The 15,916-nt window shown below is 69.0% G+C and carries 16 protein-coding genes; 11 read left to right on the top strand and 5 right to left on the bottom strand.

Annotated elements, in window-relative coordinates:
- Positions 1-243: 243 nt before the first annotated feature.
- The 3 genes from ACQPYM_RS28450 to ACQPYM_RS28440 form a co-directional block, all read right to left on the bottom strand.
- Positions 244-1,821 carry a YifB family Mg chelatase-like AAA ATPase gene (locus tag ACQPYM_RS28450; protein WP_433006342.1) on the bottom strand — a complete coding sequence of 526 codons (1,578 nt, stop codon included), beginning with the start codon at positions 1,819-1,821 and terminating at the stop codon, positions 244-246.
- On the bottom strand, positions 1,821-2,177 hold the full coding sequence (locus ACQPYM_RS28445) for a YraN family protein (protein ID WP_433006339.1): 357 nt from the start codon (positions 2,175-2,177) through the stop codon (positions 1,821-1,823). The genes ACQPYM_RS28450 and ACQPYM_RS28445 overlap by 1 nt, the downstream gene beginning before the upstream one ends.
- Positions 2,178-2,267: 90 nt before the next feature.
- Positions 2,268-3,893: an APC family permease gene (locus tag ACQPYM_RS28440; RefSeq protein ID WP_433006336.1), complete on the bottom strand. Its 1,626-nt coding sequence runs from the start codon at positions 3,891-3,893 to the stop codon at positions 2,268-2,270.
- A gap of 136 nt (positions 3,894-4,029) precedes the next feature.
- Between ACQPYM_RS28440 and ACQPYM_RS28435 the strand changes: the two genes are divergently transcribed.
- Both ACQPYM_RS28435 and ACQPYM_RS28430 read left to right on the top strand, forming a co-directional pair.
- Positions 4,030-4,971: a tyrosine recombinase XerC gene (locus ACQPYM_RS28435; RefSeq protein ID WP_433006333.1), complete on the top strand. Its 942-nt coding sequence runs from the start codon at positions 4,030-4,032 to the stop codon at positions 4,969-4,971.
- 31 nt (positions 4,972-5,002) lie between these two features.
- On the top strand, positions 5,003-5,482 hold the full coding sequence (locus ACQPYM_RS28430) for an RrF2 family transcriptional regulator (protein ID WP_433006330.1): 480 nt from the start codon (positions 5,003-5,005) through the stop codon (positions 5,480-5,482).
- A gap of 53 nt (positions 5,483-5,535) precedes the next feature.
- Here the strand turns inward: ACQPYM_RS28430 and ACQPYM_RS28425 are convergent, their stop codons facing one another.
- Positions 5,536-6,501 carry a peptidoglycan DD-metalloendopeptidase family protein gene (locus ACQPYM_RS28425; RefSeq protein ID WP_433006327.1) on the bottom strand — a complete coding sequence of 322 codons (966 nt, stop codon included), beginning with the start codon at positions 6,499-6,501 and terminating at the stop codon, positions 5,536-5,538.
- Positions 6,502-6,818: 317 nt separating this feature from the next.
- Between ACQPYM_RS28425 and rpsB the strand changes: the two genes are divergently transcribed.
- From rpsB to ACQPYM_RS28395, 6 genes are all read left to right on the top strand, one after another.
- A complete protein-coding gene (rpsB, locus tag ACQPYM_RS28420) occupies positions 6,819-7,814 on the top strand; it encodes a 30S ribosomal protein S2 (RefSeq protein WP_433006324.1) in 996 nt (331 codons plus the stop codon).
- A 311-nt stretch (positions 7,815-8,125) separates the two neighbouring features.
- Positions 8,126-8,944 carry a translation elongation factor Ts gene (tsf, locus tag ACQPYM_RS28415; protein WP_433006321.1) on the top strand — a complete coding sequence of 273 codons (819 nt, stop codon included), beginning with the start codon at positions 8,126-8,128 and terminating at the stop codon, positions 8,942-8,944.
- Between the two features lie 50 nt (positions 8,945-8,994).
- Positions 8,995-9,756 (top strand): UMP kinase, encoded by a 762-nt coding sequence (gene pyrH, locus ACQPYM_RS28410; RefSeq protein WP_360288008.1) that lies wholly within the window; start codon positions 8,995-8,997, stop codon positions 9,754-9,756.
- 135 nt (positions 9,757-9,891) lie between these two features.
- On the top strand, positions 9,892-10,446 hold the full coding sequence (gene frr, locus ACQPYM_RS28405; RefSeq protein WP_433023407.1) for a ribosome recycling factor: 555 nt from the start codon (positions 9,892-9,894) through the stop codon (positions 10,444-10,446).
- On the top strand, positions 10,446-11,279 hold the full coding sequence (locus ACQPYM_RS28400; protein ID WP_433006317.1) for a phosphatidate cytidylyltransferase: 834 nt from the start codon (positions 10,446-10,448) through the stop codon (positions 11,277-11,279). Before frr ends, ACQPYM_RS28400 begins: the two co-directional genes overlap by 1 nt.
- A gap of 32 nt (positions 11,280-11,311) precedes the next feature.
- Entirely contained in the window at positions 11,312-11,920 is a 609-nt protein-coding gene (locus ACQPYM_RS28395; RefSeq protein WP_433006314.1) for a GNAT family N-acetyltransferase, read from the top strand.
- Here ACQPYM_RS28395 and ACQPYM_RS28390 read toward each other — a convergent pair.
- Entirely contained in the window at positions 11,910-12,944 is a 1,035-nt protein-coding gene (locus ACQPYM_RS28390; RefSeq protein WP_433006312.1) for an LLM class flavin-dependent oxidoreductase, read from the bottom strand. The genes ACQPYM_RS28395 and ACQPYM_RS28390 overlap by 11 nt on opposite strands.
- A 267-nt stretch (positions 12,945-13,211) precedes the next feature.
- Here ACQPYM_RS28390 and ACQPYM_RS28385 point away from each other — a divergent pair, with 267 nt between their 5' ends.
- The 3 genes from ACQPYM_RS28385 to ACQPYM_RS28375 all read left to right on the top strand — a co-directional run bounded on the left by ACQPYM_RS28385 (position 13,212) and on the right by ACQPYM_RS28375 (position 15,888).
- Positions 13,212-13,976: a C39 family peptidase gene (locus tag ACQPYM_RS28385; RefSeq protein ID WP_433006309.1), complete on the top strand. Its 765-nt coding sequence runs from the start codon at positions 13,212-13,214 to the stop codon at positions 13,974-13,976.
- Positions 13,977-14,116: 140 nt separating this feature from the next.
- On the top strand, positions 14,117-15,238 hold the full coding sequence (gene rlmN, locus ACQPYM_RS28380) for a 23S rRNA (adenine(2503)-C(2))-methyltransferase RlmN (RefSeq protein WP_360287997.1): 1,122 nt from the start codon (positions 14,117-14,119) through the stop codon (positions 15,236-15,238).
- Complete coding sequence (locus tag ACQPYM_RS28375) at positions 15,238-15,888, top strand: DivIVA domain-containing protein (RefSeq protein ID WP_433006305.1); 651 nt, start codon at positions 15,238-15,240, stop codon at positions 15,886-15,888. The genes rlmN and ACQPYM_RS28375 overlap by 1 nt, the downstream gene beginning before the upstream one ends.
- The last annotated feature ends 28 nt before the right edge of the window (positions 15,889-15,916 follow it).

Genomic DNA, 15,916 nt, shown 5'->3' with positions numbered 1-15,916 from the left:
GAACGGCCGCAGCCGCCGAGCCGCCCGCGAGCGGGCGCTTGGAGGTCGGACCGCTGTCCTCTGCCGACAGCGGCAGTGGGTCCGGCTCCGCCTCCGCCCCGAACCCGTAGCAGGAGGTCGGGATTGGGGCGGGCCCGAGATCGAGTGCTGGAACGAGATGGCTGGCGGGCATTGTCGTGGCGGAGGGAGGTTGCGCAGCGGCTGGGGAGCTAGTGAGGGGCGGTGGGGTGCGTCGAGGTGTGGTCATCGGGTGGCCTCTCGTAGGGGGCGGGTGTCTGTGTAGGGGGTTAAGGGGGCGCCGGTGCGGAGTTGGAAGGCTTGGTGGGTTAGGGGGACGGTGGGGATGGGGGCGCCTTGGAGGTCGGCGAGGGTCCAGGCGAGGCGGGAGACTCGGTCGAAGCCTCGGGCGGTCAGGCGGCCCTCGGAGTACAGGTCTTCGAGGAGGCGCTGACTCGGTTCGTCGATGGGGTACTCGCGGCGGAGGATCGGGCCCGGGACCTCGCTGTTGAGTGTCATTCCGGTTGATCTGTAGCGGTGGGCCTGTCTGTCGCGCGCGAGGCTGACCCGGGCGGCCACCTCGGCAGTGGACTCCGGGCGGTCGCCTTCGCCGACGCCGCGGGCGGCGGGCAGGATCTGGCGCTGGATGTCGATGCGGTCCTTGATGGGACCGCTGATGCGCTGGCGATAGCGGTTCAGGTTCTGTGGAGTGCAGGCGCAGACGGCGTTCGGCGTGCCAGCGAGGCCACACGGACAGGGATTGGCCGCGAGGACCAACAGGAAGCGGGCTGGAAATCTCGCGACCGCCGCTGCCCGGTGCACCTCGATGTAGCCGGATTCGAGGGGCTGACGCAGCGTGTCCAGCGTGAGTGGGTGCATTTCGGGAGCTTCGTCGATGAAGAGAATCCCCCGGTGGGCGCAGCTGATGGCTCCGGGGCGCGGCATCCCGGAGCCTCCACCGATCAGGCTCGGCAGGGAGGCGGTGTGGTGGGGCGCGATGAACGGTGGCCGCACGACCAGTTCGGCGTCGTTGGTCAGCAGGCCGGCCAGCGAGTGGACGGCCGAGACCTCCAGGGAGTCGTCGGTGCTGAGATCCGGCAGCAGGCCGGCCAGCCGTTCGGCGAGCATCGTCTTGCCCGAGCCCGGAGGCCCGTGCAGGTAGAGATGGTGACCACCAGCGGCGCTCGCCTCGATCGCCTTGCGTCCCTCGCGCTGGCCGAGCACGTCGTGGAGATCGACCTCCGGGACGCGCGTGAGCGACTCCGAGATCAGCCGGGGCTCTGCGCGGGGCGGGTCCTCCTCGGGCATCTCGCTTTGCCGCAGGAGGGCGAGCACCTGACGCAGCGAACGCATGCCGTAGACCTCGATGCCTGGCACCAGTTTTGCCTCGCCGGTGTTCAACTCCGGAACGATGACTCGCTCGAAGCCTGAGCGGGACGCGGCCAGGGTCATCGCGAGGGCTCCCCGCACCTCCCGCATCCGGCCGTCGAGGCCCAGCTCGCCGATGGTCGCCACGCTGCGGAGCCGCTGATTGTCGACGACGCCGGCGGCGGCGAGGAGGGCGCAGGCGATGGCTACGTCGTAGTGCGAGCCCGTCTTCGGCAGGGTCGCGGGGGAGAGGCCGATGGTCACCTTGCGGTCGGGGAACTTCTCGCCGCTGTTGACGACGGCCGCGCGGACTCGATCGCGAGCCTCGGACAGGGAGGCGTCCGGCAGGCCGATCAGCGTCGTCTTCGGCAGGCCTTGGGCGATGTCGGCCTCGATCTCGACGAGGTGGCCCTCCAAGCCGACCAGCGCCACCGACCAGGCTTGGGCGAGCGGCATCAGGCCACGCCCCTGACGTGGTCGACACTCGGCTCGCCGTGGTGGGGCAGGAGCACGGCGACGATGTCGATCCGGACCGCGCCAGGGCGCAGGTCGTGCTCCCGCAGCCAGTGGCCGACCAGCTGACGCAGCTTGCTGAGCTTGCGATACGTGATCGACTCGAGGGGCGAGCCGTAGTTCAGGCCGCGCCGGGTCTTGACCTCGCAGACGACGAGGGTCCGGTCCTCCCGGGCGACGATGTCGATCTCGCCCTGGGCGCAACGCCAGTTGCGCTCCAGGATCGTGAAGCCGTGCTCCACGAGGTACCTGGCGGCGAGATCTTCGCCGTACTGCCCGACCGCGTCCGTGGTTCGCATCGATGACCACCTCCGGCTAAAGAACATGCCGAGGTTTGCACCGATCTGGCGGACGACTTCGGGGCCTGTGGACAACAGGCCCCGTCGGCGTCAGTTGCGCATGTGTTTGCCGCGTGTCGACTTCGGCGGCGTCCGGACCGCCCGCAGTTCACTGGTGCTGCTGTCGGTCGGCTCGTGCCGGACCGCCTGCAGACCGCCCGTCCCCGGGTCCGTGTCGCCGATGTCGAAGTCCCAGCTGTCCTCGTTGGCCAGCCGGCTGTGCCAGCGGCCGTAGAGGCCGTAGATCGCCAGGCCGAGCGCCATCCAGAGGCCGAACTTCATCCAGGTGCTGGTCGTCAGGTTGAGCATCAGCCACAGCGTCGCGGCCAGCGACAGCAGCGGGATCAGCGGCACCATCGGGACCCGGAAACCACGCTCCAGGTTCGGTTCCGTCCGCCGCAGTGTCAGCACACCGACCGCACAGAACGCGAAGCAGAACAGGGCGCCGATGACGAGCAGTTCCTCGAGCTCGAGCACCTTCGGGTACAGCGTCAGCGCGACCGCGGCCAGACCGGCGGCGGAGGCTGCCCGGGCCGGCGAGGAGTAGACCCGGCTGACCCGGCCGAGGCTCTTCGGCAGCAGCCCGTCACGACCCATGTTGAACAGCACGCGGCTCTGCGCGATCAGGACGACCATGATGACCGTCATCAGGGCAAGCAGAGCCCCTAGATTGACCACCTTCGCCGCCCAGCCCACGCCGACGGCCGACATCGCCTCCGACACCGGTGCGGCGCCACCCAGCTGGCCGTAGGGGCGCATCCCGACCAGCACGACCGCCATCGCGACGTACAGGATGGTGACGGCGCCGACGCCGAGCAGCATGCCCTGGGGGACGGTCTTGCGGGGGTTGCGGGCGTCCTCGGACGCGGTCGCGATCAGGTCGAAGCCGATGTAGGCGAAGACGATCGAGCTGGCCGCGGTGAAGATGCCCATCATGCCGAACGAGCCGAACGACGAGTCCAGGATCCAGCTGAGCAACGTCGGACTGGCGGTGGCCGGGGCGGGCCGCGCGTCCGGGATGAACGGCCGGTAGTTGTCGAAGTTGATGTGCGTGGCGCCGACCACGACGACCAGCACGATCACGGCGACCTTCGCCAGCACGACGACGGTGAGCACGCGGGCCGACAGCTTGGTCCCGGTCACGATCAGCGCGGTCAGCAGCAGCAGCAGCAGGGGCGCGACCAGGTTGAGCTTCGCGTCAGGTCCGAAGTACTGGGCGACGTTCGCCGGGAGAGTGACTCCGAAGCCGTCGAGGGTCGCCAGGAAGTACGCCGACCAGACCCGCGCCACGATCGCGGCGGCCGTGACGAGCTCCAGCACGAGGGCCCAGCCCACCAGCCAGGCCCACATCTCGCCGAAGGTGACGTAGCTGAAGGTGTAGGCGCTGCCGGAGACGGGAATCGTCGAGGAGAGCTCGGCGTAACAGGCCGCGGCCAGCACGCAGACCACCGCGGCGATCAGGAACGACAAGATCACGGCAGGGCCGGCGACGGTGGCCGCCTGCTTACCGCTGAGACTGAAGATGCCGGACCCGATCATCACACCGAGTCCGAGAACGACAAGGTCGCGACGACCGAACAGGCGCGGCAGACGGTGCCGCGCATCCTCGACTCGAGTGAACGCCGACTCGACCGGCAGGCGCCGGCCTACGGTCTGTCCGTTCGCTGAGGGGGCCATGGTCAGGGGTGCCTCCGTTGCTACTAGGGCAATCGGGCCGAACAGTAGTCGACCGGTGGGCTTCGGGCCAGACCTCCTCGGGGTATGCACCGCGCGGTGGCTTGCGATGCCGGGGTCACTGCCGCATGGTCGGGGCATGGTGCCGGACGAGGTCAGCGGAACGCCTTCCGTACCGGAAGGTTTCACTGCGTTACTGGCTGACTACGAACGGCATCTGACGGCGGAAAGAGACCTCAGCAAACATTCGGTGCGAGCCTACATCGGTGATGTAGTGGATTTAATCGATCATTTGACTCGGCTTGGTCACGATGATCTGAGTGGGCTCGACATCCGCGGGCTGCGGTCCTGGCTGGCCAAGCAGCAGAGTCTCGGCAAGTCGCGCAGCACGATGGCGCGGCGCGCGACGGCCGCTCGGGTGTTCACCGCCTGGGCTCAGCGCACCGGGCGGATCGAGAGCGACCCTGGTGCCCTGCTCGCCAGTCCCAAGCCGCACAAGTCGCTGCCCGGCGTGCTCGGGCAGGCCGAAACGCGGGCGGTGCTCGATGCGGCCGCAGTCGCAGCCGACGACGGCAGCCCGGTCGGGCTCCGTGACCTCGCGATCATGGAGCTGCTCTACGCGACCGGGATCCGGGTCGGCGAACTGTGCGCCCTGGACATCGACGACGTCGACACCGAGCGCCGGGTGGTCCGCGTCTTCGGCAAGGGCCGCAAGGAACGCTCGGTCCCGTACGGCGTACCGGCGGGTGTGGCCATGGACGGGTGGCTGGACGGGGCGCGGGCGCAGTTGTTCCGGCCGGGGAGTGGACCGGCGCTGTTCCTCGGGGCTCGCGGTGGGCGGATCGATCAGCGGATCGTGCGGCGGCTCGTGCACGTCCGGATCGACGCGGTCGAGGCGTCGGACCTGTCGCCGCACGGGATGCGGCACACGGCCGCGACGCACCTGCTCGAAGGCGGAGCCGACCTGCGCAGCGTGCAGGAGTTGCTCGGTCACGCTTCCTTGGCCACGACGCAGATCTACACGCACGTGTCCGGCGACCGGTTGCGACGCGCGTACGAACAAGCGCATCCGCGCGCCTGACCCGGGGCCTCGATACGGCAGACTGCGGAGTATGCGGGTTTCGGCGAAGTCTGACTATGCGTTGCGGGCGCTGATCGAGATCACCCAGCGATGGGTGGCCAACGACCCCTCGGTCGTATCCGCCGAGGAACTGAGCCGTGCCCAGGGGATTCCGCATGGGTTCCTGCAGGGGATTCTGGCCGATCTGCGCCGGGCGGGTGTGTTGACCAGCCAGCGGGGGCAGTCGGGTGGCTGGAAGCTCGCCGTCGATCCGAACGAGGTTTCGGTGGCCGACGTGATGCGGGCGGTGGACGGGCCGATCGTGAGCATCTCCGGGGTCCGGCCAGAGAGTGTCGCGTACAACGAGCGGGCGGTCGTGTTGCAGCGGGTGTGGATCGCGGCGCGCGCGAGCCTGCGGGACGTGCTGGAGCACACGACGTTGATCGACCTGGCCAAGGGCAAGCTGCCGGCTGGGGTGGAGCGTCGGTCTCGCGATGAAGACGCGTGGCAGGCGCGGGTCCCCGGGAGCTGAGTCGCGCGTCGGGTGGTTGTTCGCCGTACGGGGTGGGTGCGGTGGGTTGGGCATCAGTGGCGCCTGATGAGGAGGCTGCCGATGAGGGTGGCCGCGGCTGCCAAGCTGACGAGCACGCCTGAAGTGAGCTCGCCGCGCGGTGGCGCTTCGGCCGCGAAGCTGGTGTGAGGTGCGGGCGCAGGCAAGGGCTGCTGGTCGGGTGGGTGGTGAGGCGCCCGGGGTGGGGCGGCGAGGTCTGGGTGGCGGGGGATCGCGGAGCTGCGGGGTGGCGAGGCGAGCGGGTCGCGGAACTGCGCGGCAGAGCCATGGGGGAGTTCTCGGTGGGGGCGCGCGGGAGTGGGCGGGGGTGGGGTGAGTTGCTGCCGGGCCGTGGGGGGACGGGCTGGCGGGGTGAGTTGGGCTTGGGGTGTGGGGGTTAGTGGGAGTAGGCGGATGGGGTGGTGGGGGAGGAGGGATAGGGGATTCAGGTAGGTGGTGGCTTTCAGTAGGCCCCAGTGGAGGCAGGTGGCGGGGGCGCAGTGGGAGCCGGCTGCTGAGAGGTGGCCTAGCGGGGTGCCTGGGGTGACGGGGGTGCCGACGCGGACTGTGGGGATGACGGGTTCGTAGGTGGTGCGGAGGGGGCCGTTGGTGATGACGATGACGCCGCGGCCGGCCAGCGGGGCGGCGTACGTGACGGTGCCTGGGGTGGCGGAGCGGACCTGTTGGCCGGGAGAGCCGCTGAGGTCGAGGCCGCGGTGGCCGGAGAGCCAGGGTTTGGGTGGCGGTTCGAAGCCGCGGACGATCGCCGGGCGTGGGGTCAGTGGCCAGACCGCGGTGGGGCTGGGGTCGAGGGTGGCGCGCGGTGTGTGGGTGGGGTCGTGGGTGGCGCGCTGTGTGGGAGTGGGGTCGAGGGTGCGTCGCGGGGCGTGGGGGATGGGGTGGTGGGCAGTGTGGGGTGGGGGCGGAGGTGGTTGGACGGGGGCGGGAGGGAAGGCGGTGAGGAGGGCGATCGTGAGGGGGGTCAGGAGGAAAGGGGTCATGTGGGGAATGTGCCGTTGAAGTCTGGTGGTGGGGGTGGGGATGTTGGTGGTTGTGGACGAGTGGGGCCGGTTAGGTGTGGGTGGCCTGTCTCCCGTAGACTTTTGGTGGCGTCCCACGTGAGTGGGGCGACTTCGCACGCCCGCATGCCTAAGGCTGACTCCGGATTCCCGGTGGCGGTTGGTGGGCGCACTGCTCGGTCCCGGTCTTCCGGGATGGGTGCGCGCGGGTGTCAGGCGTGACGGACCGACCCGGGCCGGCACGGACAACCGAGACAGGCGTCTCCGGCTGAGCCGGAGCGCGACAGGAGGAACACCTCATGGCCGTCGTGACCATGAAGCAGCTGCTCGAGAGCGGCGTCCACTTCGGGCACCAGACCCGTCGCTGGAACCCGAAGATGAAGCGATTCATCTTCACCGAGCGCAACGGCATCTACATCATCGACCTGCAGCAGTCGCTGTCGTACATCGACCGCGCCTACGAGTTCGTCCGGAGCACCGTTGCCTCCGGCGGCGCGATCCTGTTCGTCGGCACCAAGAAGCAGGCCCAGGAAGCGATCGCCGAGCAGGCGACCCGGGTCGGCATGCCCTACGTGAACCAGCGCTGGCTGGGCGGCATGCTCACCAACTTCCAGACCGTCAACAAGCGCCTCCAGCGGCTCAAGGAGCTCGAGCTGCTGGACTTCGACGACGTCGCCGCCTCCGGTGTGACGAAGAAGGAGCTGCTGCAGAAGCGTCGCGAGCACGACAAGCTGCTCAAGACCCTCGGCGGTATCCGGGACATGGCCCGCGTTCCGGCCGCCGTCTGGATCGTCGACACCAAGAAGGAGCACCTCGCGGTCGACGAGGCGCGCAAGCTGAAGCTGCCGATCATCGGCATCCTGGACACCAACTGTGACCCGGACGAGGTCGACTTCCCGATCCCGGGTAACGACGACGCGATCCGTTCGGTCGGCCTGCTGACCCGCGTGGTCGCCGACGCCGTCGCCGACGGCCTGATGTCGCGTGGCGGCCAGGGTGCGGCCGCGGCCGGCGAGGAGCTGGGTGCCGAGGAGCCGCTGGCGGCCTGGGAGCGCGAGCTGCTGGAGAGCCAGAACGGCGCCACCAAGGCCGACGAGGCCCCCGCCGCCAAGGCTGACGAGGCCAAGGCTGAGGAGACCAAGGCCGACGAGGCCCCGGCCGCTGAGGCTGCCGCTGTCGAGGCGCCCGCCGCCGAGGCCGCTCCGGTTGCCGAGTCCGGCGCCGTTGCCGAGACCGTCGCCGACGCCGACAACACCCCGGTCGAGGGCGCCGAGGCGCCGAAGACCGAGGCCTGACCGGTCTGTAGCCGTCGGGCGTCACCCAGATCCCGTACTACGGGGTCGTCGGTGGCGCCGGGCGGCGAGCAAGCCGCCGGACCACCCGCAGTACGGCGATCGCCCCCGGCTCACGCCGGAGGCGAGTAGCCGGAGAGCGGACCGGAGACGAGCAAGCCACCGGCCAGCCGGGTACGGCGAGCGAGTCACCGGATCGCCGGGACGGCGAGCAAGTTGCCGGGAGACCGGGTACGGCGAGCAGAGTCGCCGGGCTCGGGTCCGGGCAGCGAACCCCACCAGCTGACGCACCACCGAAGACGAGAGATCGAGGAATGGCGAACTACACCGCCGCTGACGTGAAGAAGCTCCGCGACGCCACCGGCGCGGGCATGATGGACGCGAAGAAGGCGCTCGAGACCACCGACGGCGACTTCGAGAAGGCGATCGAGGAGCTGCGCATCCACGGCGCGGCCAAGGCCGCCAAGCGGGGCGCCGAGCGCTCGGCCACCAACGGCCTGGTGGCCGCGGCCGAGAACGCGATGGTCCAGCTGAACTGCGAGACCGACTTCGTCGCCAAGAACGAGCAGTTCCAGCAGCTCGCGGCCGACATCGTCGCGCACGCGTCGGCCAGCAAGGTCGGCGACGTCGAGGGTCTGCTCAGCGAGAAGCTGGCCGACGGCAAGAGCGTCGCGGAGAACATCGAGGCGCTGGCCGCGGTGATCGGCGAGAAGCTCGAGCTCGGCAAGGTCGCCGTGTTCGAGGGCAAGGTCGCGGCGTACATGCACAAGCGTGCCGCCGACCTGCCGGCTCAGGTCGGTGTGCTGGTCGAGTTCGAGGGCGACAACATCGACGCCGCCCGCGGCGCGGCCATGCAGGCCGCCGCGATGCGCCCGCTGTACACCACCCGCGACGAGGTCCCGGCCGAGACGGTCGAGAGCGAGAAGCGGATCGCCGAGGCGACCGCGCGCGAGGAAGGCAAGCCCGAGCAGGCGCTGCCGAAGATCGTCGAGGGCCGGGTGAACGGCTTCTTCAAGGAGGTCGTGCTGCTCGAGCAGTCGTCGGTCCAGGAGAACAAGAAGACCGTCAAGGCGGTTCTCGACGAGGCCGGCGTGACCGTCAAGCGGTTCGCTCGCTTCGAGGTCGGAGCCTGACGGTTCACCGACCAGACCACAACAGCGCAGTCGACGAGGAGGCCGGAGTCGTGACGGAAACCCTGGGTACCGAGACGAGTCCGGCCTCCGAGCCGGTCGCTCCGGCCTATCACCGGGTGCTGCTGAAGTTGTCGGGTGAGGTGTTCGGCGGCGGCAAGCTCGGCGTCGACCCCGACGTGGTGAACTCGATCGCCAAGCAGATCGCCGAGGTGGTCCGGGCCGGCGTGCAGTGCGCCGTCGTGGTGGGCGGTGGCAACTTCTTCCGCGGCGCGGAGCTGCAGCAGCGCGGGATGGAGCGCAACCGCGCCGACTACATGGGCATGCTCGGCACAGTGATGAACTGCCTGGCGCTGCAGGACTTCCTGGAGAAGCTCGGCGTCGAGACCCGGGTCCAGACGGCGATCACGATGGGCCAGGTCGCCGAGCCCTACATTCCCCGCAAGGCCGACCGGCACCTGGCCAAGGGCCGCGTGGTGATCTTCGGCGCCGGCTCCGGCATGCCGTACTTCTCCACCGACACGGTCGCCGCCCAGCGCGCGCTGGAGATCGGCGCCGAGGCGCTGCTGATGGGCAAGCAGGGTGTCGACGGGGTCTACGACTCCGACCCCAAGAAGAACCCCGACGCGGTCAAGTTCGACCAGCTGTCGTACGACGACTTCCTGGCCCGCGGCCTGCGGGTCGCCGACGCGACCGCGATCAGCCTGGCCCGGGACAACGCGCTGCCGATCGTGATCTTCGGACTCGAGGAGGGCAACATCGCCCGCGTCGTCCGGGGTGAGAAGATCGGCACGGTCGTCTCACCGGGTCACTAGTTCACGCACTAAGATCGCGGCCAAGACACGGGCTGACGTCCGTTATCTGGTAAACCAGCGCTCGTAGGGTTGCCAGTGTTCATAGGGTTGATGGGGCCGCACCGACGCGGCCCCGAGGAAGCGAGGAATGTCGTGATCGACGAAGCACTCCGCGAAGCCGAGCAGAAGATGGCGAAGGCCGTGGAGGTCGCCAAGGACGACTTCGCCGCGATCCGTACCGGCCGGGCGCACCCTTCGATGTTCTCGAACATCGTGGCGGACTACTACGGCTCGCCGACGCCGCTGCAGCAGCTGGCCGGTTTCCAGGTGCCGGACCCGCGCACCGTCCTCATCTCGCCCTACGACAAGGGCGCGATGGCGGCGATCGAGAAGGCGATCCGCGACTCCGACCTGGGTGTGAACCCCGGCAACGACGGCTCGGTCATCCGGGTCACCATGCCGCAGCTCACCGAGGAGCGGCGCAAGGAGTACATCAAGGTCGCCAAGACCAAGGGTGAGGACGCGAAGATCTCGGTCCGCACGATCCGCCGGCACGCCAAGGACCAGATCGACAAGTCGGTCAAGGACGGCGAAGCGGGCGAGGACGAGGGCAAGAGTGCTGAGAAGCGGCTCGACGGGCTGACGAAGAAGTACGTCGACTCGATCGACCAGTTGCTCAAGCACAAGGAAGCCGAACTGCTCGAGGTGTGATGGGCGTCGACCAGAGCACGCCCGCGCCGAGCCGCGCCGGGCGCAACCTGCCCGCGGCGATCGCGGTCGGTGTCGCCCTCGGTGCGGTCATCCTCGGTTCGCTCTTCTGGCAGAAGTCGCTGTTCGTCCTGGTCGTGCTGGCCGCCGTCCTGGCGGCCGTCGACGAACTGGTCCGGGTGTTCCAGACCAGTGGCGCGAAGCTGTCCAGGATCCCGCTGTTCGTCGGTACGACGGCCATGCTGGTCTCCGCGTACTACGGGGGCCCGCTCGCGCTGCTGATCGCGTTGGCGCTGACCGTGCTGGCGACGATCTTCTGGCGCATGCCGGGCGGTTCGATCGGTTTCGTCCGCGACGTCACCACCAACGCGTTCCTGCTCGGCTATGTACCGCTGCTGGCCGGTTTCGCGATCCTGCTGGTCCAGCCGGAAGACGACGGCCCGCAGCGGGTCGTGACCTTCTTCCTGGTCGTGGTGGCCAGCGATGTCGGTGGCTACGTGGCCGGCGTCCTGTTCGGCAAGCACCCGATGGCTCCGACGATCAGCCCGAAGAAGTCCTGGGAGGGATTCGCCGGTTCCACGCTGGCCTGTATCGGCGCCGGTATCGGCTCGGTGGTCTGGCTGCTGGACGGTCACTGGTGGGTCGGCGCGATCGTCGGCGCCGTCGCCGTACTGACCGCGACCGTTGGTGATCTGGCCGAGTCGATGATCAAGCGTGACCTCGGCATCAAGGACATGTCGAACCTGCTGCCGGGTCACGGTGGCGTGATGGACCGGCTGGATTCCTTGCTGGCAACGGCTCCCGCGGTCTGGTTGTTGCTGCATCTACTCGTTTGACGTGACATGGCACCGCCGGGTTGGCTGGCGGTATGACGATCTCTCCTGACGGCCGTTCCCTGATCGGCGACGTCGTCCGCCTGGACCGGCTGGTTCCCTCCGACATCGACGACCTGTACGCCGCGATCGCGCGCGAAGAGGTCTACGCCGGCGGCTTCGGTGGCGGCCCCGCCGCGATGCCGACCAGCGTCGAGCACATGCGCGACATGTGGGTGCCGGCCGCGGCCAAGCGGGTCGCTTACGTTGTCAGGCTGGCCGCCGACAGCGAACTGGGTGCCGAGGGCACCGTTGTCGGCACCAGCAGCCTGGCCGACGTCGATCTGTCCAACGAGCGTGTCCACCTTGGGTCGACCGGCTACGCCCCGGCCGTCTGGGGTACGAAGGTCAATCCGGCGGCGAAGCTCCTGCTGCTCCAGCATGCCTTCGAGGACTGCGGTTTCGGCCGGGTGAAGATCCAGACGAACCTCATCAACATCAGGTCGCAGGCGGCGATCGCCAAGCTCGGCGCCACCCGGGAGGGCGTGCTCAGGCGCCACATGAAGAACGCTGACGGCACCTGGCGCGACACTGTCGTCTTCTCGATCCTGGCCGACGAGTGGCCGGAGGTCCGCAAGGGCCTGCTGGCGCGGATCAGCGGCTGACGGCGGTCCTGAGCTCGGCGAGCTCGGCCAGCAGCCGATAGGACTCGAGCAGCTCGGCGCGGTCGTAGGTGTTGGTGGTGACCAGTACTTCGTCCGCGCCGGTCCGCTGCACCAGACCTCCCAGTGCGGCGTCCACCTCGGCAGGGGTTCCGTAGATCTGCCCCCGCAACGACTGCTCGAAGAACCCGCGTTCCTTCTCGGTCATCTCCAGCCCCAGTACCTCGGGGACCGGCTGCAGCGGCGGAAACACTCCACGGGTGCGTGAGTACGCGCTGGACCATGCCTCGGGCAACAGAAGGCTCCGGGCCGCATCGGTCGTGTCAGCAACGGCCACTGTGGCCGCCAGTACGACGTACGGGCTGCTGGCCCATGTCGAGGGCTGGAAGCCGGTGCGGTAGCGGTCCAGGAGGGTGAGGAGCTCCTGCTCGCCTTTGACGCCGGCGATCACCAGGGGGAGTCCGAGCGATGCTGCCAGGAGGGCGCCTTCGCCAACGGCCAGTACGAACGGCGGGACGGTCAAGCCTTCACCGGGGCGTGCGTGGACCTGCGGGTGGTTCTGCTGGGTCCCGGTGAAGTAGCCGAGCAGTTCACGCACCTGTGCGCTGAAGTCCTCCGCTGCGTCCTTCTCGACGCCCAGTGCTCGCCTGATGCCATTGGTGAAGCCGACTGACCGGCCCAGCCCCATGTCGATCCGCCCTGGGAACAGCGACTCCAGTACGCCGAACTGCTCGGCCACGACGAGCGGCTGGTGGTTGGGCAGCATCACCCCGCCGGTGCCGACCCGGATGCGAGTGGTGGACGCCGCGACGGCAGCAGCCAGCACAGTGGGCGCTGACCCAACCACACCGGGCACGCTGTGATGCTCCGACACCCAGAAGCGGTGGTAGCCCAGGTCCTCGACCTGCTGCGCCAGTTGCACCGTGCCACGCAGCGTCTCCGCCTCGGTCTCGCCCGCGCGGGTCCGGGACCGGTCGAGGACAGACAACGGGACCCCGGCGAGCGCAGTACGGGGGAGTGAGTCCATGCAGAGTCCAACTGGGGCAGCGTGAGGCTCATTCCCGTCGGCCGGAGGATTGGATTCGATCTGGGTAGAAATGGTTCGGGAATTTTCACCAGTTTTCAGAGGTCATGGAAACCCCCTGACAACGCTGTGACCTGCGGAAACACAGCGCAGATAGTTGCCCAGGGTGTCCAAGCCTACCCGGAGAGTAGCTTTACAAGGCCTGGCGCGAGGAATCCACTGGCTGTGCGGCGACCACGGAGGTCGGCGCTGCGAGGCTGAGGAGCTCACATGTCCAGTGAACTGTTCCGGCCGCCCGTGAGGCTCGGGAGGCGTACGTCGACGACGTTGAAGGCCGCTGTCTGCGGTCTGGCCCTGATCGCCGGCATGTCGATTCCGGCCGCGACAGCCGCATCGGCGGCAACGGCACCAGTTGCGCCGACGGCAACCGCGCCGGCGCCCATGGCGAACTCTGCGGAGGCGGTGCTCGCGGCGAACGCGGCTGCGGCGAAGAACAAGGTGCCGACGCTCGGGTACTCGACCCAGACGCTGCGGTCGCTGAGCATCCAGTTCCAGTACCAGCAGACCGGCTACTGGTGTGGCCCGGCCGCGACCAGGATGGCACTGTCGGCGCGGATGTCGTCACCGCCGAGCCAGCAGCAGTTGGCCAACGAGTTGCCCACCACGACCAATGGCACCGACTGGATCGGGCAGGTCACCCGGGTGCTCAACAACCGGCTCAACACCGGCTACTACGAGACCAAGGAGATGCCGAACGATCCGCCGACCCAGACGCAGCGCAACCTGCTCTGGCACGACATCCAGTACGACATCGACCGCGGTTACGCGATCGTCGCGAACATCGTTGCCCCGGCCAACAATCACCCGCCGGGGTACCCGAACTACACGATCTGGCACTACTTCACGGTGATCGGCTACGACACCAGTGACTCGACCGTGCTGATCGCCGACCCGGCCGGCTTCGGCCCGGCGACGTACTGGCTGACCTTCAACCAACTGGCCACCCTGATCCCGCCCAAGGGCTACTCCGCCTGACCCAGGCACCAGCCGGGCTCCGCGTGACCAAGCTGGCCGACCCAACACCACTCGCACCCGCCGCCCCGGTTGCGAGTGGTGTCCAGGGTCACTGATGTGAATTTGTGAATGCTGGACCGGGCGGGCGACAATGGAAGGCGATGACTACCTCCCTCCCGCTTGTTTTCGATGAGCCGCGCCGTGCCAAGAAGCCGCCGCGGCACCTGGCCGACCTCAGCGGGGAGGAGCGCCGTACTGCGGTCGCCGCGCTCGGGGAGCCCGCCTTCCGGGCCCGGCAGCTGTCGAACCACTACTTCGCGCGGCTGACCGACGACCCGGCGGACATGACCGATCTGCCCGCCGCGACCCGGGACAAGCTGGTCGCCGAGCTGATGCCGCCGCTGCTCACCAAGGTCCGCGACCTGGAGTGCGACAACGGCACCACCCGCAAGTCGTTGTGGAAGCTGCTGGACGGCTCGCTGGTCGAGTCCGTGCTGATGCGCTACAAGGACCGCACCACCATGTGCGTCTCGAGCCAGGCCGGGTGCGGGATGGCCTGTCCGTTCTGCGCCACCGGCCAGGCGGGGCTGACCCGCAACATGAGCACCGCCGAGATCGTCGAGCAGGTCGTCGACGGCGCCCGGGCGCTGAGCCGCGGCGAGATCGCCGGCGGGCCCGGGCGGGTCAACAACATCGTTTTCATGGGCATGGGCGAGCCGATGGCCAACTACAAGGCCGTGATCGGCGCGGTCCGCCGGTTCACCGAGCCGTCGCCCGACGGGCTGGGCATCTCGGCCCGCGGCGTGACCGTGTCGACCGTCGGCCTGGTGCCGCGGATCAACCAGCTGTCGACCGAGGGCATCCCGGTCACGCTGGCGCTGTCGCTGCACGCGCCGGATGACGAGCTGCGTGACGAGCTGGTCCCGATCAACAACCGCTGGAAGGTCGACGAGGTCCTCGACGCTGCCTGGGGATACGCCCAGAAGACCAAGCGCCGGGTGTCGATCGAGTACGCGATGATCCGCGACATCAACGACCACGCCTGGCGGGCGGACCTGCTGGCCGAGAAGCTGGCGGCGCGCGGCGACTGGGGCTGGGTGCACGTCAACCTGATCCCGCTGAACCCGACGCCCGGCTCCAAGTGGACCGCCTCCGACCCGGCCGACGAGCGCGAGTTCGTCCGCCGGCTGCAGGCCGGCGGGATCCCGACGACCGTCCGCGACACGCGCGGTCAGGAGATCGACGGCGCCTGCGGGCAACTGGCCGCGGCCAACAAAGACTGATGGCGGAGCTGTTCAGCCGGGTCCGCTGGCGCGAAGGCTATGACATCGCCGAGGTCGAGGCCTTCATCGAGCGCATCGAGGCCACCGTCGAGGGCCGGTACGTCGAACGCCCGGTGACGGCGGACGAGATCCGGAACGTCAGCTTCACCCCGGTCCGCCTGCGTGAGGGTTACGCGGTCGAAGAGGTCGACGCCTTCCTCGACCACGCAGCCCAGAGCATGGCCGGCCGCCCGATCGATCAGCCCCGCGTGGTCGACCAAACCCGCCCGGTCGACCAGCCCCGCCCGGCCGACAAACCGCACGCGTGGCCCGGGGAGCGCCCGGTCGACCAGGCCGGCGGGGCGCCCAGCGCCTGGCCCGCGGACCGTCCGGTGGATCGATCCAGCGCTCACTCCGCGGGGGATCGGCGACTGCGGGACGCTCCGCGCTTCACCCCGGTGAAGTTCAGTGAGGGCTACGACATGTCCGAGGTGGACGACTTCGTCGACCGGGTGATGGCGACGGTGAACGGCCGGCCCGTCGACCGCCCGGTCACCGCGCACGAGATCCGAACCATCAAGTTCACGCCGGTGCGCTTCCGCGAGGGCTACGACGTGATGGAGGTCGACCTCTTCCTCGAAGCGGCCGAGGGCTGGCTCACCGGCTCCTGAACGCCTTCGACCGCCATACTGGTCGGGA

The organism is Kribbella sp. CA-294648 (genome assembly GCF_050943845.1).
GTDB lineage: Bacteria > Actinomycetota > Actinomycetes > Propionibacteriales > Kribbellaceae > Kribbella.
The sequence above is the reverse complement of the archived record's forward strand: the minus strand, read 5'-3'. Positions and strand labels throughout refer to the sequence as shown.

Bases quoted from the DNA above. Each gene is read 5' to 3' on its own strand.
- ACQPYM_RS28430 (WP_433006330.1), top strand. From the start codon at position 5,003: ATGCGGGTTTCGGCGAAGTCTGACTATGCGTTGCGGGCGCTGATCGAG.
- ACQPYM_RS28435 (WP_433006333.1), top strand. From the start codon at position 4,030: ATGGTGCCGGACGAGGTCAGCGGAACGCCTTCCGTACCGGAAGGTTTC.
- ACQPYM_RS28425 (WP_433006327.1), bottom strand. From the start codon at position 6,501: ATGACCCCTTTCCTCCTGACCCCCCTCACGATCGCCCTCCTCACCGCC.
- ACQPYM_RS28390 (WP_433006312.1), bottom strand. From the start codon at position 12,944: ATGGACTCACTCCCCCGTACTGCGCTCGCCGGGGTCCCGTTGTCTGTC.
- ACQPYM_RS28385 (WP_433006309.1), top strand. From the start codon at position 13,212: ATGTCCAGTGAACTGTTCCGGCCGCCCGTGAGGCTCGGGAGGCGTACG.
- ACQPYM_RS28445 (WP_433006339.1), bottom strand. From the start codon at position 2,177: ATGCGAACCACGGACGCGGTCGGGCAGTACGGCGAAGATCTCGCCGCC.
- ACQPYM_RS28400 (WP_433006317.1), top strand. From the start codon at position 10,446: ATGGGCGTCGACCAGAGCACGCCCGCGCCGAGCCGCGCCGGGCGCAAC.
- ACQPYM_RS28395 (WP_433006314.1), top strand. From the start codon at position 11,312: ATGACGATCTCTCCTGACGGCCGTTCCCTGATCGGCGACGTCGTCCGC.
- rlmN (WP_360287997.1), top strand. From the start codon at position 14,117: ATGACTACCTCCCTCCCGCTTGTTTTCGATGAGCCGCGCCGTGCCAAG.
- rpsB (WP_433006324.1), top strand. From the start codon at position 6,819: ATGGCCGTCGTGACCATGAAGCAGCTGCTCGAGAGCGGCGTCCACTTC.
- ACQPYM_RS28450 (WP_433006342.1), bottom strand. From the start codon at position 1,821: ATGCCGCTCGCCCAAGCCTGGTCGGTGGCGCTGGTCGGCTTGGAGGGC.
- tsf (WP_433006321.1), top strand. From the start codon at position 8,126: ATGGCGAACTACACCGCCGCTGACGTGAAGAAGCTCCGCGACGCCACC.
- ACQPYM_RS28440 (WP_433006336.1), bottom strand. From the start codon at position 3,893: ATGGCCCCCTCAGCGAACGGACAGACCGTAGGCCGGCGCCTGCCGGTC.
- ACQPYM_RS28375 (WP_433006305.1), top strand. From the start codon at position 15,238: ATGGCGGAGCTGTTCAGCCGGGTCCGCTGGCGCGAAGGCTATGACATC.